Source organism: Sorangium sp. So ce119 (genome assembly GCF_051524405.1).
GTDB lineage: Bacteria > Myxococcota_A > Polyangia > Polyangiales > Polyangiaceae > Sorangium > Sorangium cellulosum_G.
Window position 1 is genome coordinate 7,956,975 of sequence record NZ_CP150310.1, and the last position, 14,902, is coordinate 7,971,876.

The 14,902-nt window shown below is 72.0% G+C and carries 9 protein-coding genes and 1 pseudogene; 4 read left to right on the forward strand and 6 right to left on the reverse strand.

The features are described from left to right. Positions 1-98: 98 nt before the first annotated feature. The 3 genes and pseudogenes from WME76_RS29970 to WME76_RS29980 form a co-directional block, all read right to left on the reverse strand. Positions 99-362: pseudogene (locus WME76_RS29970) on the reverse strand (zinc-binding dehydrogenase); the annotation flags it as partial. Positions 363-552: 190 nt separating this feature from the next. Beyond that, on the reverse strand, positions 553-1,659 hold the full coding sequence (locus WME76_RS29975; protein WP_437955677.1) for an outer membrane protein assembly factor BamB family protein: 1,107 nt from the start codon (positions 1,657-1,659) through the stop codon (positions 553-555). 219 nt (positions 1,660-1,878) lie between these two features. Continuing rightward, on the reverse strand, positions 1,879-2,448 hold the full coding sequence (locus tag WME76_RS29980) for a DJ-1 family glyoxalase III (RefSeq protein ID WP_437955678.1): 570 nt from the start codon (positions 2,446-2,448) through the stop codon (positions 1,879-1,881). Positions 2,449-2,629: 181 nt separating this feature from the next. Here WME76_RS29980 and WME76_RS29985 point away from each other — a divergent pair, with 181 nt between their 5' ends. Further along, positions 2,630-5,134: an SUMF1/EgtB/PvdO family nonheme iron enzyme gene (locus WME76_RS29985; RefSeq protein WP_437955679.1), complete on the forward strand. Its 2,505-nt coding sequence runs from the start codon at positions 2,630-2,632 to the stop codon at positions 5,132-5,134. Here WME76_RS29985 and WME76_RS29990 read toward each other — a convergent pair. After that, the gene (locus WME76_RS29990) at positions 5,110-6,300 is read right to left on the reverse strand and encodes an MFS transporter (protein WP_437955680.1); all 1,191 of its coding nucleotides are present in this window, start codon (positions 6,298-6,300) and stop codon (positions 5,110-5,112) included. The two genes, WME76_RS29985 and WME76_RS29990, sit on opposite strands and share 25 nt — an antisense overlap. A 95-nt stretch (positions 6,301-6,395) precedes the next feature. Then, positions 6,396-7,049 carry a YkgJ family cysteine cluster protein gene (locus WME76_RS29995; RefSeq protein WP_437955681.1) on the reverse strand — a complete coding sequence of 218 codons (654 nt, stop codon included), beginning with the start codon at positions 7,047-7,049 and terminating at the stop codon, positions 6,396-6,398. 78 nt (positions 7,050-7,127) lie between these two features. On the opposite strand from WME76_RS29995, the gene WME76_RS30000 reads away from it, so the two are divergent. Further along, positions 7,128-7,874 (forward strand): glutamine amidotransferase, encoded by a 747-nt coding sequence (locus WME76_RS30000; RefSeq protein WP_437955682.1) that lies wholly within the window; start codon positions 7,128-7,130, stop codon positions 7,872-7,874. 33 nt (positions 7,875-7,907) lie between these two features. On the opposite strand, the gene WME76_RS30005 is transcribed toward WME76_RS30000, so the two are convergent. Continuing rightward, positions 7,908-8,639 (reverse strand): TetR/AcrR family transcriptional regulator, encoded by a 732-nt coding sequence (locus tag WME76_RS30005; RefSeq protein ID WP_437955683.1) that lies wholly within the window; start codon positions 8,637-8,639, stop codon positions 7,908-7,910. A 332-nt stretch (positions 8,640-8,971) separates the two neighbouring features. Between WME76_RS30005 and WME76_RS30010 the strand changes: the two genes are divergently transcribed. Both WME76_RS30010 and WME76_RS30015 read left to right on the forward strand, forming a co-directional pair. Then, positions 8,972-12,580 carry a BadF/BadG/BcrA/BcrD ATPase family protein gene (locus tag WME76_RS30010; RefSeq protein ID WP_437955684.1) on the forward strand — a complete coding sequence of 1,203 codons (3,609 nt, stop codon included), beginning with the start codon at positions 8,972-8,974 and terminating at the stop codon, positions 12,578-12,580. Positions 12,581-12,651: 71 nt separating this feature from the next. Beyond that, positions 12,652-14,580, forward strand: coding sequence for a 2-hydroxyglutaryl-CoA dehydratase (locus WME76_RS30015; RefSeq protein ID WP_437955685.1), 1,929 nt, complete (start codon positions 12,652-12,654; stop codon positions 14,578-14,580). The last annotated feature ends 322 nt before the right edge of the window (positions 14,581-14,902 follow it).

Sequence of the window (14,902 nt, forward strand, 5' to 3'; positions counted from 1 at the left end):
TGTGATCCTGCAAACGAGGGAGCAGGGACGAGGAACGACGGCCGACGACGCGCGGCGGAGAGGAGCGACGCGGCGACGAGGGGCGGCGGGCGGGCGGCTCAGCCCTTGGCGATCGAGAGGATCAGCTTGCCGGCGCCGTGGCCCGAGTCGAGGCGGCGGTGCGCCTCGGCGACCTGCTCGAGCGGCAGCACCCCGGCGACGAGCGGCGACGCGAGCCCCCGCTCGAAGAGCGGCGTCATCTCGCGCAGGCGCGCGCCCTCCCGGGTCAGGAAGACGCCGTGGAGCGTCTGGTTCTTGACGTAGAGCGCGGACAGATCGCCCTTTGGCGCAAGAATGCAGGCGAGCCGTCCGGCCGCGGTGGCGCACGTGCTGGAGCGCGCCGGCCGGCCGCCATTCTAGAGCAGGAGCGGCCCCGGGCCGCCGCCGTCGCCCGGCGCGCCCGCGCGACACGCCGGTCGTCGAGGCCGCCGCGCGGGCGCGTGGGCCTGACCGACTGCCTCTCGCGCCGCTCTGGGACGAGGGCGCAGAGCGCGCGACCGTGCCCCTCGCGCGTCACCCGCGCCGCGCGCGCTGCCGTCGCGACGCCGCGATGAGCGCGCCGAGGAGCGCCACGCCCCCCACCACAGAGCCGCCGGGCTGCGCGCCGGCCGAGCAGCCGGTCCGCTCGAGCTGCGGCGCCGGCTCCGCCGGCTCCGGCGGCCGCGCCGGGCGGGGCCCGGCGAGCTCCTCGCCCGCCGTCACGACCAGGAGCCCGTCGTGGAGGAGCGGATACGGCTGGCCGATGAAGCCGTCCGGGTCCGCGTGCCAGAGCAGATCGCCGCTCCGCCGATCGAGGGCCAGCAGGCGCGCCTCGAAGCCGAGCACGAGCGTATCGTCGTCGGCCGCGATCGTGCCCATCTCCAGACCGCCGTAGAAGAAACCGGGACCATCGAGGCCGTCCGTGGAGAAAGGCACGCCGGAGAGCGCCGAGAGATCCCACTGGCGCTCGACGGCGCCGGTCGCGGGGTCGAGCTGGAAGAGGTGCTCGTGGAGGCCGACATAGAGATCGTCGCCTATCGCCTCGACATGGAGGCGATCGGTCGGCCATCCGGTCACGGTCACGAGCGCCTTCGGATCGAACGTCCAGCTCGGCTCGCTCGCGCCCGCTTCGTGGGCGTAGAGCACAGTCTCCTCGGGATACGAGAGCTCCCAGAACACCGTGTTCTTCCAGGCGCGCACGTGCTCCGGGTAACCGCTGCTCGGGATCGTCCACGCCACGTCGCCCTGGTCGTCCAGGAACGTGATCTCCTGATCGTTGCCCTCGTCGAGCTCCAGCGTCCACCCGTTGTCGAGCCGCACCTCCGACGTGAAGGTGGCCGATCGGGCGAGCGGGGCCCCGCTCGGCGGCGCCTCGTCGAGACGCGCGCCCGTGGCGGGATCCAGACCGAGGACAAACGTCCTGATCGGCGTCTCCGTATCGACGGTGCCGTTCACGACCAGGTGATCGGGGAACAGCGCGCATTCGGCCTGGGTGAGCTTGTCCGGGTAATACGCCCAGCGGCGCTCCCCCGTACGCGCGTCGAGGGCCACGACCGCGTGGTCGTCATGACCTTCAAACGATGTCGCGGCGGCGTCATCCGCCTGGCAGAGGATCGCGGAGACACAGAGGATCGATGTCACGAAGCCACGGTTCATGACCGCGGCAAAGTGCACGCACCGTTCCATACGGTTTCCGCGGGGTTCCCGCGCCGGCGCCGCCAACCACGTTGACACCTGCGGTCCGAGGTGCGCCACGCGTTGCTCCCTCGTTCGATGGATTCTGGAGCTCGCGCCAGACGATGTTCTGTCAGCTGGCCGGGCGCAGAAGCTCGCTCGAGAGATACCGAGCGCAGCTCCCGTTCAGGAGGGCAGCATCAGGGGCGCGCGCACCTTCGCCGCGACCTCCTCACCGCGGAGCCGCGCGACGAGCGCGAGCGCGAACGGAAGCGCGGTGCCCGGCCCCTGGCTGGTCACGAGCTGCCCGTCCTCGACGACCGGCCGCGCGACGAGCTCGCCGTGCGACGACACCACGTCGTTCACGGACGGGTGGCACGCCATCCTCCTGCCCTGGAAGAGCCCGTGCGCCGCGAGCACGATCGGCGCCGCGCAGATCGCCCCGACGGCGCGGCCCGCCTGCGCCTGCGCGTGAAGGCGCTCCCCGACGGTCGGCGAGGAGGCCAGCCGGTCGGCGCCGCCCTTGCCGCCCGGGAGGACGACGACGTCGAAGTCGCCCGCCACCGCCGACAGCTCCGCGTCCGGCACGAGGCGCACGCCCCGGCTGCAGCGCACCGGCCCCGGGCCGTCGAGCCCGGCGAGGACGACCTCGATCTCGGCGCGCCGGAGGACATCGACGATGATGGTCGTTTCCATCTCCTCAGCTCCCTCGGCCAGGATCACGAGCGCGCGCGGTGTCTTCATGCCCGCCGGCATGGCGCCGCGGGCCCCCGGATGCAAGCAGGCGTGAACGTGCGCGGACGCAGCTCGACGCGGGCCGACGCGAGCGGGCGCACGCCGACGCAAGCCGACGCGGGCCGACGCAAGCCGACGCAAGCCGACGCGAGCCGCGGAAGCCCCTTTGCCTGGGAACGGCGACGCGCTAGGGAGGCGGGGCATGATGGAGCCGTCCGACGATCCGTTCGGCCTCGCGGGCCAGACCATCGAGGGGAAGTACCGCGTCGCCGCCGTCATCGGCGACGGCGGCTTCGGCGTCGTTTACCGCGGGGTTCACGAGGGGTTCGGCGAGCTCATCGCCATCAAGTGCCTGAAGCTGCCGACCTCGCTCGACGCCGCGCAGCGCGACGCGCTGCTCGAGACGCTGCGGGGCGAGGGGCGCATCCTGCACCGGCTGTCGCGGGCCACCTCGGGGATCGTGCAGGCGCTCGACGTCGGCGCGTTCACCACGCAGGCCGGCGTGTGGGTGCCCTACCTCGTGCTCGAGTGGCTGGAGGGCCAGACGCTCGGCCAGTACCTCCGCGACCGGCGCGAGCGCGGCCAGGCCGGCATGTCGATCCCCGAGGCGCTCCAGCTGCTCGCGCCGGCCGCGCGCGCGCTCGCCGTCGCGCACGCGCACAAGGTGGCGCACCGGGACGTGAAGCCGGCCAACCTGTTCCTCACCGACGTCGGCGGGGTGCGGACGCTCAAGGTGCTCGACTTCGGCATCGCCAAGGTGCTCGCCGACCACCCCACCTTCACCGAGGCGCTCGCGGCGACCCGGCAGGGGCCGAGCGCTTTCACGCCGCGCTACGGGGCGCCGGAGCAGTTCAACAAGGCCCGCGGCGCGACGGGCCCCTGGACCGACGTGTTCGCGCTCGCGCTCATCTTCGTCGAGCTCGTGAGCGGCCACCGCGCGCTCGAGGGGGACGACCCCACGCAGCTCTACATCGCCTCGGCCGATCCGGCGGTGCGCCCGACGCTGCGCACGCGCGGGCTCCCGGACGCGCCGGAGGCGATCGAGCGCGTGCTCGACAAGGCGCTCTCGATCGAGCCCAAGCACCGCTTCACGAGCGCGGGCGAGTTCTGGGACGCGCTCACGGCCGCGGCCCGCGGCGAGCGCCCCGGGTCGGGCGCCGAGTACGGCGCGGGGCTCGGCGCTCCCGGCGCGGACCACGGCGGGGGGCTGTCGACCGCCGAGTACGCGGCAGCCCGGGGGCTCGGCGTGGCCTCCGGGGACGCCGGCTCGCCGGTCGAGCCGACGATGGTCGCCGACGCGCGCGCGCCCGCCCCGGCGCGGCCCGCCGTCGTCAAGGTGAGCCACGGCGGCGCGGGCGCGACCGGCGGCGCGGCCGGCGCGGCCGGCGCGCTGGCCACGGGAGGTTCCCGGACCGCGCAGGTCGACGACTCCATGATCGAGACGGTCGCGCCCGCCGGGTACCCCGCCGCCCGCCCGCCGCCCCCGCCGCCCGGCGCCGCCCAGCCCTCCGGCGCCGCCCAGCCGCCCGGCGCCGCGCCGCCGCCCGGCGCCGCGCCGTACGCCGCGCCCCCGGCGGGCGCCCCGCCGCACGCCGCCCCGCCGCAGCGCGGCCGCAGCCCCGCCCGCGCGGCGCTGCCCTGGCTCCTCGCGACGCTCCTCCTCGGCGGCGCCGGCGCGGCGGCGTACTTCCTCACGCAGACGCCCGCCAGGAAGCCGGCGCGGGCGCCGGCCGCGCGCGCCTCGGCCGCGGCGTCGCCGACAGGGCGCGCCGCCACGGGCGCCGCCGCGGCCACGGCGGTCGCCACCGCCGCCCCCGAGGCGAGCGCCTCGGCCGCGGTGTCGGCCGCCGCGCCCGCCGCGCTCCCGGCGCCGCCGGCCGACATGGTCTACATCGCGCCGCTCACGACCACGATCGGCGCCGCGGGCGAGGCGCGCCAGGTGACGCTCACCCGCGGCTTCTACATCGAGCGCAACGAGGTCACCGTCCGCGCCTACCGCGCCTGCATGCAGCAGCGCATGTGCTCGACGGCGGATCACGTCTCGCTGACCCCCGAGGCCCTGCCCGGCGCGCAGGCGCCGGCGCCGTCCGAGGACCAGCGGGAGGCCGAGACGTGGTCGCGGCGCTGCAACGAGCCGCGCAACCTGACCGGACACCCGATCAACTGCGTCGACTACTCCCAGGCCGAGAGCTACTGCCGCTTCCGGGGCCGGCGCCTGCCGACCGAGGCGGAGTGGGAGGTCGCGGCGCGCGGCGCCGCCGGGCGCGCCTTCGTCTGGGGCGACGACGCGCCGACCTGCGAGCGCGCCTGCTACGACCGCAACGAGGGCTGCCTCGCGCGCGGCACCGAGGTCGCGACCTGCGCGTCCGGCGCGCACCCGAGCGACCGCACGCCCGAGGGCATCTACGACCTCGCCGGCAACGTGTCCGAGTGGGTCTCCGACGGCCTCGTGTTCCCGCCGCCCGGCGGCCAGGACCCGCAGGGCGACCCGTCCTTCCCGCTCAAGGTGGTCCGCGGCGGGAGCTTCCTGGACGGCCCCGAGAAGCTCTCCGCCACGTACCGCACCGCCGCCGCGCCCGTGACCGCGCACGCCTGGATCGGCTTCCGCTGCGCCATGGATGTCACCGCGCCGGAGGGCGCCCCGGCGCCCGGCGTCGCGCCGGCGCCCGACGTCCCGCCGGCTCAGGACGACGCGCCCGCCCCCTGATCGCCGCGCGCCGGCGCCGGACCGCCCGCGGAGCCCGCGAGCAGCACGATGGCGAGCGCCCCGGCGACGATGAGCGACAGCGCGAACGGCAGGCTCGTCGCCGCGGCGATGTGGCCGACCACGGGCGGGCCGCCGAGGAACGCCAGGTAGCCGAACGTCGCGACCGCCGCGATCGACGTGCCCGTGGGGCCGGTGCGCGCGGCCGCGCTGAAGACGGTGGGGACGACGCACGAGAGCCCGAGCCCCACGCTCGCGAACCCGATCAGGCCGGCCATCGGGTCGCCGATCAGCAGCGCCGCGGCGAGCCCCACGGCCACGAGGACGCCTCCGCCCCGCACCACCGCGACCGGGCCCAGCCTGCTGCTCACCCCGTCGCCGAGGAAGCGGCCCGCCGCCATCGCCACGGAGAAGGCCGCGAACCCCGTCGCCGCGAAGGCCGCCGTCGTGCCGAGCGTGTCGCGGAGGTACACGGCGCTCCAGTCGGCCATCGCCCCCTCGCCGAACATGCACAGGAGGGCGATCGCGCAGAGCGGCCACATGGCGCGCGGCGGCAGCACGAACGGGTTCTTCGGGGGATCCCGCGCCGGGACGCCGGGCCGCACCCAGCCCGAGAGCAGCGCGACGAGGAGCAGCGCCGCCACCGCCGCGAGGGACAGGTGCGCCGCCGGCGTCACCCCCGCGTGCGCGAGCCCCCCGCCGACCGCCGCGCCGGCGAGGCCCCCGACGCTGTAGAGGGCGTGGAACGACGACATGATCGGCCGCCCCCACGCCTGCTCCACCTCGGCGGCGTTGGCGTTCATCGACACGTCCATCACGCCGTTCGACGCCCCGAAGAACGTCAGCACGAGGAACAGCTCGAGCGGAGACCGCGTGAGCCCCGGCCCGAACAGGCTGATCGCGAGCGCCGCGCCCGACGACACCGCCACCGCGCGGCTCCCCAGGCGCGCGACGAGCCACCCGGCGAGGGGCATCCCCAGGAACGCGCCGAGCGCCGGCGCGAGCAGCACGTTGCCCAGCGTCGCCTCGCTCAGCGCGAGCGCCCGCTTGAAGTCGGGGATGCGCGTCACCCAGGTGCCCATGCAGAAGCCGTTGGCGAGGAAGATCAGGAGCCCCGCGATGCGCTGCGCCCGGACCCGCGCGGCAGGCGCACGCTCCCCTGTCTCCATGGTCGTCTCCACGTCACGCTCCCTGTCACGAGACCGCGGCCCGCGCGAGGCGCTCGCCGGCGCCTGCCGCTCCACCACCGCCGCGCGCGCCGCGCCTACCGCGTCACGTCCGCTGGCGCCCCGTCCCGCAGCCCGAGGGTCTCCTCGCGCGCCGACAGGCACGCCTCGCTCCCCACCACGAACGCGCGGCAGTTGTCCGGCCGCAGCTCGTAGATCGCGCAGCGCCTGTCCTCGCAGAGGTGCTGGCAGCGCCCGCTCGCCGCGAAGCGCAGCGTGATCTTCCCGTCCCGGGCCCGCTGCACGTACGCGCGCCCCGCGAGGTCGCCCCGCCCGGCCACGCGCCAGCGCGAGAGGTCCACGTCGTCGAGCACCACGTTGGCGTCGTGGCAGCAGGCCCCGCACTCCAGGCAGTCGAGCGCCACCTCGCGGATCGCCCCGGGATGCACGCTGTCGCGCTCGCACCAGTCGAGGACCGAGCCCTCGTATTGCCGCTTCACCCGCGCGGTCGCGAGCCCCAGGGCCGGGCCCTCGGTCACGCGGCGGAAGCGCTGCTGCTCGATCGACAGGAGCGACCACAGCCCGAGCTCCGTGAGCTCTCCCTGCGCGTCGACGGAGAGGAGGAGATCGACCCTGTCGTCCGGCAGGACGATGGCCGCTTGTCCGCCCGCCCTGACGTGCGCCGCGGCGCGGGCAAGGAAACGCGGACGAAACCGGCGCCATACCGGGCGCGACACGACATAGGCAGACATGCGGGAGCATCTTCGCGCCACCGCCCCGCGCTGCCAAGTCCCGCCCTCGCCCGGCGGGCGCTCTGCTATGTTGAAAGGGTGGAGCAGGACAAGAAGATCGTCATCGTGAAGACCGGTGAGCCCGTCCCTCCGGTCCTCGAGCGGCGCGGCCAGTTCGCGGCCCTGATCGAGCAGACGATCGGCGCCGCCTGGCGCGGCGGATACGCCACCTTCGACGCCCGCGCCGACGAGTTCCCCCCGCCGGACGGCCCCGGGACCGCCGCGTTCGTGATCACCGGCTCGTCGGCCAACGTCCCCCACCGCGAGCCCTGGATGCTCCGCGCCGAGGCGTGGCTGCGCGACGTCGTGCGCGCCGGCACCCCCACGTTCGGCATCTGCTTCGGCCACCAGATCCTCGCCCAGGCGCTGGGCGGCGAGGTCATCCGCAACCCGCGCGGCCGCGAGATCGGCAGGATCCGCGTCCAGCGCCGCGCCGACGACCCCCTCTTCGACGGCCTCCCGTCGAGCTTCGAGACCCACGCGACCCACATCGACACGGTCGGCACGCTGCCCGAGGGCGCCCGGAGCCTCGCGTTCAACGAGCTCGACGATCACCAGGTGATCCGCTTCTCGAACACCTGCTATGGCGTGCAGTTCCACCCCGAGATGGACCACGACGTCATCGCCGGTTACATCGCGTGGCGGCGCGAGGTCCTCGCGGCCGAGGGGCTCGACGTCCCGGGGCTCCTCGCCCGCATCTCCCCGGATCAGCTCGGCACGCGGACCCTGCTCAACTTCCTCGCGCACATCGTCGAGCGCCGCGAGCGACGTACCCCGTCGGCCTGACCGGCGTAATCACCCTCCTGACTGACGCGCCGGTCAGTCCGCCTTGGTCCGGGCGCGGCGGCCGCGCGCCGGGCTCGGCCGCTCGGGCGCCTCGGGCGCGGCGTCCCCCGGCGCGGCCGCGCGGTCGCCCCGCTCCTGCCGCTCGCCCCGGTCGTCCTGGGGTTCCCCGCGCTGCGCCGCGAGCGCAGGGTCCATCCGCAGGTAGCCGCGCCGCAGGAGGTCGTAGAGCGCCGTGACGATCCGCTCGCGCGGGCGCGCCTGCTCCTCGAGGGCGTTCTCGAACAGCACCTCCTTCAGCGCGCCGATCGTGAACGTCGCGTAGAGCTCGGTGTCCCCCGGCTCGATCATGCCGAGCCGCTGCCCCTCCGCGAGGCTCCGCTCGAGCAGCAGCTTCACCTCCTGGCGGAACGCGCGCAGCTCCTTGACGAACGCCGGATCGAGCCCCGCCGCGTGCGACAGGAGGATGCTCGTCAGCGCCGGATCGTCGAGCAGCACGGCCACGATGGCGCGGATGTTGTGCTTGACCTGCGCCTCCACGTCCGCCGACGGATCCACGCGGAGGATCGCGCCGCCGAGGCGCGAGAACAGCCCGCTCACGAGCTCGCCGAACACCGAACGCTTGTCGGGGAAATACAGGTAGAACGTCCCCTTCGCGACCTTGGCGAGCGCGACGATGTCGTCGACCTTCGCCTCGTGATAGCCCTTCTCGGAAAACACGGTGCGCGCCGCGCGCAGCAGCGCTTGGCGGCGCTCGGACTTGTTCATGGGCCGGTCGCTTTACCATCACCGGCCCGTCACCTGGGGCGCGAACGCTGACCCGGACGTCAGCCGGGCACGCCCCTCGAAAAGCCCCGGAAAAATCGAGGCACGCCGCACGACACGCCGCGCGACACGCGCGACACGCCGCACAGGGCGCGGCGGCGGAACCTTGCGCCCGGGACAAAGATTCCCGGGAAAAGGCGTGCAATGGCCGATCCGCGACGACCAAGACGCACCGAATCTTTTTGATTTTCAGGGCATCCCGTTGTAGCCATCACGACTGACCAGCCAGTCAGTCGGACCGCTGGTGGCCGGCGACGGCGGTGGGAGGAGCCCCGATGGGAAGGCAGATCCAGGATCCGGTCGTGGTCGGCATCGACGTCGGATCGACGACGGTGAAGGCGGTCGTGCTCGATCCGCAGACGCTCGAGATTCTCTGGAGCGACTACCAGCGGCATCAGACGAAGCAGCCGGAGAAGGTGCTCGAGCTCCTCGAGGCCATCGAGGCGACGTTCCCCGCGTCGCCCCGGGAGCGCTGGCGGGTGTTCATGACGGGCTCCGGCGCGGCGCCCCTCTGCCCCGGCCTGGGCGCCAAGTTCGTCCAGGAGGTCAACGCGGTCACGCTCGCGGTCGAGAACCTGCACCCCGACGTGGGCAGCGTCATCGAGCTCGGCGGGCAGGACGCGAAGATCATCATCTTCCAGCGGGACGAGAAGACGGGCGACAAGACCGCCGCCCCGTCGATGAACGACAAGTGCGCCTCCGGCACGGGCGCCACCATCGACAAGTGCATGATCAAGGTGGGCCTCCCGTCGTCCGAGGTGGTGCAGATCCACTTCGACGACTCGAAGCTCCACCACGTCGCCGCGAAGTGCGGAGTCTTCGCCGAGACGGACATCGTGAACCTCGTGAAGAGCGGTATCCCCTCCACGGAGATCCTCTGCTCCCTCGCCGACGCGATCGTCCTCCAGAACCTGTCGGTGCTCACGCGCGGCTCGACGCTGAAGCACAAGGTCCTCCTGCTCGGCGGCCCCAACACCTACCTCCCGTTCCTCCAGGAGTGCTGGCGCAAGCGGATCCCCGAGACGTGGGACGAGCGCGGCTACGCCTGGCCGAAGGACCGGCCGGTCGAGGAGACGATCTTCGTCCCGGAGAACGCGCAGTACTACGCGGCGTTCGGCGCGTGCGTCTACGGGCTCAAGGAGGCGCCGGAGGTCGGTCTTTACGGCGGCAAGGCGGGGCTCATCGAGTACATGACGAACGGCCGCAAGGCGCGGCTCGGCGAGAGCGCGGGCCCGCCGCTCGTGAAGACCCGCGACGAGGTCGAGGATTTTCGAAAGCTCTACAGCATCCCGAAGTTCACGCCGATGAAGCTCTCGCCCGGCCAGGTGGTGCGCGGGGTCATCGGCCTCGACGGCGGCTCCACCTCGTCGAAGGCGGTGCTGATCGACGAGGACGGCAGCATCGTCTGCAAGGCCTACCAGCTCTCGAAGGGCAACCCGATCCAGGACGCCAAGGAGCTGCTCGCCCAGCTCCGGCAGTACGTGCTCGACCAGGGCGCCAAGCTCGAGGTGCTCGGGTTCGGCGGCACCGGCTACGCGGCCGACGTGCTCCAGGAGTGCATGAGGGCCGACGTCAACATCGTCGAGACCGTCGCGCACATGATGAGCGCGGTGAAGTTCTTCGGCGACGTCGACGTCATCTGCGACATCGGCGGACAGGACATCAAGGTCCTGTTCATGAAGAACGGCGATATCGCGAACTTCCGCCTCTCCAACTCGTGCTCTGCGGGCAACGGCATGTTGCTCCAGGCGATGGCCGACCAGTTCGGCCTGAAGGTGACCGAGTACGCCGACACCGCGTTCGGCGCGGAGCTCGCGCCGAAGTTCAGCTACGGCTGCGCCGTCTTCCTCGACACCGACCGGGTGAACTTCCAGAAGGAGGGCTTCTCGAAGGAGGAGCTGCTCGCCGGCCTCGCGCAGGTGCTGCCGAAGAACGTGTGGCAGTACGTCGTGCAGATCCCGCGGCTCGCGGCGCTCGGCACGCGCTACGTGCTCCAGGGCGGCACGCAGTACAACCTCGCGGCGGTCAAGGCGCAGGTCGATTACATCAAGGAGCGCGTCCCCGGCGCGGAGGTGTTCGTCCACCCGCACACGGGCGAGGCCGGCGCGCTCGGCGCCGCGTTCGAGACGCTCCGGGTCGTGAAGCGCCGGGGCCGCTCGACGTTCATCGGCATCGACGCGGCGATCGCGCTCGAATACACGACGAAGAACGACGAGGAGACCGTCTGCCACTTCTGCCCGAACGAGTGCAAGCGGACGTTCATCGACACGAAGCGGCCGGACGGGACGACGAGCCGCTACATCTCGGGCTTCTCGTGCGAGAAGGGCACGGTCGAGAGCGAGCAGGCGATGCTCGCGCTGGTCGCCGAGCGGAAGAAGATCGCGAAGCAGTTCCCGAACCTCGTCGACTACGAGTCGAAGCTCGCCTTCCGGCACTTCTACGGCACGGCGCCGCTGCCCGACGAAGGCGCACCGGTGAAGGACGTCGTCGTCAAGAAGGGCTTCCTCGGCATCCGGCGGGTCGAGACGACGCGCCCGTTCCGTCGGAGCGGCCCCGAGACGCGCGAGCGCCTGCGCCGCACCCGCATCGGCATCCCGCGCGTGCTCAACATCTACTCGACGGCCCCCTATTACCGGTCTTACTTCGAGGCGCTCGGCGTCCCCAAGCAGAACGTCGTGTTCAGCGACGCGACGAGCGAGGAGATGTGGGTCGAGGGCGGCAAGTACGGCTCCATCGATCCGTGCTTCCCCTCGAAGGTGGCGCAGGCCCACATCCACAACCTCCTGTTCCAACACCACTCGGACGAGAAGAAGCTCAATTACATCTTCTTCCCCATCCTCACCCACGTGCCGAGCTTCGGCGAGGGGGTGATGGACAAGACGAGCTGCCCGATCGTCGCGGGCGTGCCGGACGTCATGAAGGCCGCCTTCACGAAGGAGGTCGACTTCTTCAAGACGCGCGGCATCGAGTACCTCGATCCGCCGCTCACGTTCTCCGAGATGACGCTGACGGCGCGCCGGATGTTCGAGACGTGGGGCCCGCGGCTCGGCATCACCGAGGACGAGAGCGACCACGCGCACCGCGAGGGGATGCGGGCGCTCTCGCAGTTCGAGCGCGACCTCCAGGACAAGGGGCGGGCGATCCTCGAGACGGTCGAGGCCGAGAACCGGGTCGCCATCCTGATGGTCGGGCGGCCGTACCACTCCGATCCTGGCCTCAACCACGGTATCCCGGAGGAGTTCCAGGTGCTCGGCTATCCGATCCTCTCGGTGCGGTCGATCCCGCGCGACATGGAGTACCTCGCGCGGTACTTCAAGGACGAGATCGCGGGCGGCCAGCACCCGCTCGACATCAACGACGTCTGGCCGGAGAACTACTCGGCGAACAGCGCGCAGAAGGTCTGGGCGGTCAAGTTCGCCGCCCGCCACCCGAACGTCGTGCTGCTCGACCTCTCGAGCTTCAAGTGCGGTCATGACGCGCCGACGTACGGCATCATCGACAGCATCGTGACCGCGAGCGCCACGCCGTACGCGGCGCTGCACGACATCGACGCGAACAAGCCCGGCGGCTCGATCAAGATCCGCGTGAAGACCTACGCGCACAGCCTCAAGCTGCACGAGGAGGCGCTCGAGGACGCGGCGAAGAAGAAGGCGCAGCTCGCCCAGCGCATCGACGAGAAGCGCCTCGAGCTGCTCCGGCTGAAGCGGGAGCAGCAGGCGGCGCGCAAGATCACCGATCCCGCGCTCGAGAAGGAGATCGCCGCGCTCGCCGACCGGGTGCGGAGCTACGTCGCGCCCGAGTCGCCGCCCGAGGCGCCGAAGACGGGGCTGGTGCAGCTCAAGAAGAAGCAGTCCGACGGGACCGTCGTCCCCTTGGAAGCGTGAAATACGGCCGAGGTCGAGGGGGGGACGGCGCGGCCGCCCTTCCCCGCATCCAAGCGAAGGGAAGCCACGCCATGGAACAGACGAGCACGCAGAAGACGCGCCTTCCTCTGGTGGGCGAGACGAGATCCAACAAGGCTGACATCGACATCGAGGCGGAGCTCCGGGCGTTCGAGGAGGCCGAGCGGGAGCGGCTCGGGCTCAAGGCCGAGCGGCGCCAGTGGGTCGACAACATGCTCAAGCCGAAGATGACGAAGAAGGAGCGCGACAGCGTGACGCTCCTCATCAGCGGCCTCACCGCCGCGCAGGACTTCCTGTGCGAGGGCGCGCTGAAGGGCCTCGGCTACAACGTCCATTACTTCGGGATGAGCGACAATGCCGGGCTCCAGGCGGGCAAGGAGTTCGGCAACCGCGGGCAGTGCAACCCGACCTATTTCACGGTCGGCGGCCTGGTGAAGTACCTCATCGACCTGCGCGACAAGCAGGGGATATCGACCGAGGACATCATCAAGAACTACGTATTTCTGACCGCGGGTGCGTGCGGCCCCTGTCGCTTCGGCATGTACGTGACCGAGTACCGGAAGGCGCTCCGCGACGCCGGCTTCGACGGCTTCCGGGTGATGCTCTTCCAGCAGACGGGCGGCCTCTCCCAGGCGACGGGCGACGACGTCGGCCTCGAGATGAACCCTGCGTTCTTCATCGCGATCATCAAGGCGATCGTCTGCGGCGACACGCTGAACGCGCTCGGCTACCGCATCCGGCCTTACGAGGTCGAGCCCGGCGCGACGAACCGCGCGATGGAGAGCGCGAAGCGCATCCTCTACAAGGCGCTGTACGAGCAGACGAACGTCTTCCGCGCGCTCTACGAGGCGCGCAAGGAGTTCGAGGCCGTCCGGGTGGACAAGCTCCGTCCCAAGGCGAAGACGTCGATCATCGGCGAGTTCTGGGCGATGACGACCGAGGGCGACGGCAACTACGCCCTGCAGAGGTTCCTCGAGAGCGAGGGCGGCGAGAACGACATCCAGCTCACGACCGCGTGGCTCCTCTACAACATCTGGGAGTGCGCCCGCGACACGCGCGAGCGGCGCGACCTGCGCGGCGCCGACGAGGGCAATTACGGTCTCGCCGGCCTCGACGAGTTCGGCGTGGCCAAGCGCCTCGCGACGATGCGCCTCGCCGAGGGGGCGCTGCGCGTCGGCTTCCAGGCGTTCGCGCTGCCGCTCGGCCTCTTCGACTACCACCTCCCCGACATGGAGCTCGTGGCGGACGTGGCGAAGGACTATTACTCCAACGATCTCCGCGGCGGCGAGGGGCACATGGAGGTCGGCAAGCTCATCGTGAACGCCGTGAAGTCGAAGGCGCACGTCACGGTGAGCGTGAAGCCGTTCGGGTGCATGCCGTCGTCGGGCGTCTCCGACGGCGTCCAGTCGCTGATCACCTCGCGTTACCCCGGGACGATCTTCTGCGCGGTGGAGACGAGCGGCGACGGCGCGACGAACTTCTACTCCCGCATCCAGATGTACATGTTCAAGGCGCGCATCCTGGCCGAGCAGGAGCTCACGCGCGCCTACGAGGAGGCGGGCGTCACCGAGGCCGAGGTGCGCGCGTTCCTCGAGAAGAACCCGAAGTACGCGAGCCCGCTCCACCACGCGCCGCACCGGGTCGCCGGTTCGGCTGCCAACCTTGTGTACGAGGTGGCGCCGCTCATCAAGCAGTCGGCCGCCGAGCGCGCCGTGGTGAAGGCCAGGGCCGCGGCGGGGGCGCTCCGCGACGCGGTGAAGGCCGCGCCGGAGAAGGCCAAGGCCGCGAAGGCGTTCGTCACGGACCCGGAGACGCTCGCCCGGGCGCGCGAGGACGTCGCGCTGGTCCGCGACATCGTCGCCGGCAAGGCCGCCGAGCGCTTCAGCCCGCTGGTGAAGCGCCTGGCCGGCAAGGCGTACTTCGAGAACAACCCCGAGGTGCCCCACACGGCCTACAGCGGCGAGCCCATCGCCGCCGAGTGAGCCGAGAGCGGCGAGCCCATCGCCGCCGCGTGAACCGAGCGCCGGGCGGCTCGCCCGGCGCCTCTTCTTCAGTCCTCCAGCTCAAGCTCGGCCCGGCCCTCGCTGGAACCAGTCGAGGGCCGTCGCGCGCCATCTCCGGGGGCACCGTCCTCGCGTAAGGTCTGGACAGCCATGCATCCTCCTCACTCTGAACGTGAGATCATGGCCAATCAACGCGCTCCCACCGCTCCCACCTCTGTCATGCAGAGCGCGCACCGGAGCCGGTCGCCACGGCTGCACGCGCGAGCTGAGGCCTGGTGACCGGGCGCCGCCGGCGGGCGGC

Bases quoted from the DNA above. Each gene is read 5' to 3' on its own strand.
- WME76_RS29980 (WP_437955678.1), bottom strand. From the start codon at position 2,448: ATGCCGGCGGGCATGAAGACACCGCGCGCGCTCGTGATCCTGGCCGAG.
- WME76_RS29985 (WP_437955679.1), top strand. From the start codon at position 2,630: ATGATGGAGCCGTCCGACGATCCGTTCGGCCTCGCGGGCCAGACCATC.
- WME76_RS29990 (WP_437955680.1), bottom strand. From the start codon at position 6,300: ATGGAGACAGGGGAGCGTGCGCCTGCCGCGCGGGTCCGGGCGCAGCGC.
- WME76_RS29995 (WP_437955681.1), bottom strand. From the start codon at position 7,049: ATGTCTGCCTATGTCGTGTCGCGCCCGGTATGGCGCCGGTTTCGTCCG.
- WME76_RS30005 (WP_437955683.1), bottom strand. From the start codon at position 8,639: ATGAACAAGTCCGAGCGCCGCCAAGCGCTGCTGCGCGCGGCGCGCACC.
- WME76_RS30010 (WP_437955684.1), top strand. From the start codon at position 8,972: ATGGGAAGGCAGATCCAGGATCCGGTCGTGGTCGGCATCGACGTCGGA.
- WME76_RS30015 (WP_437955685.1), top strand. From the start codon at position 12,652: ATGGAACAGACGAGCACGCAGAAGACGCGCCTTCCTCTGGTGGGCGAG.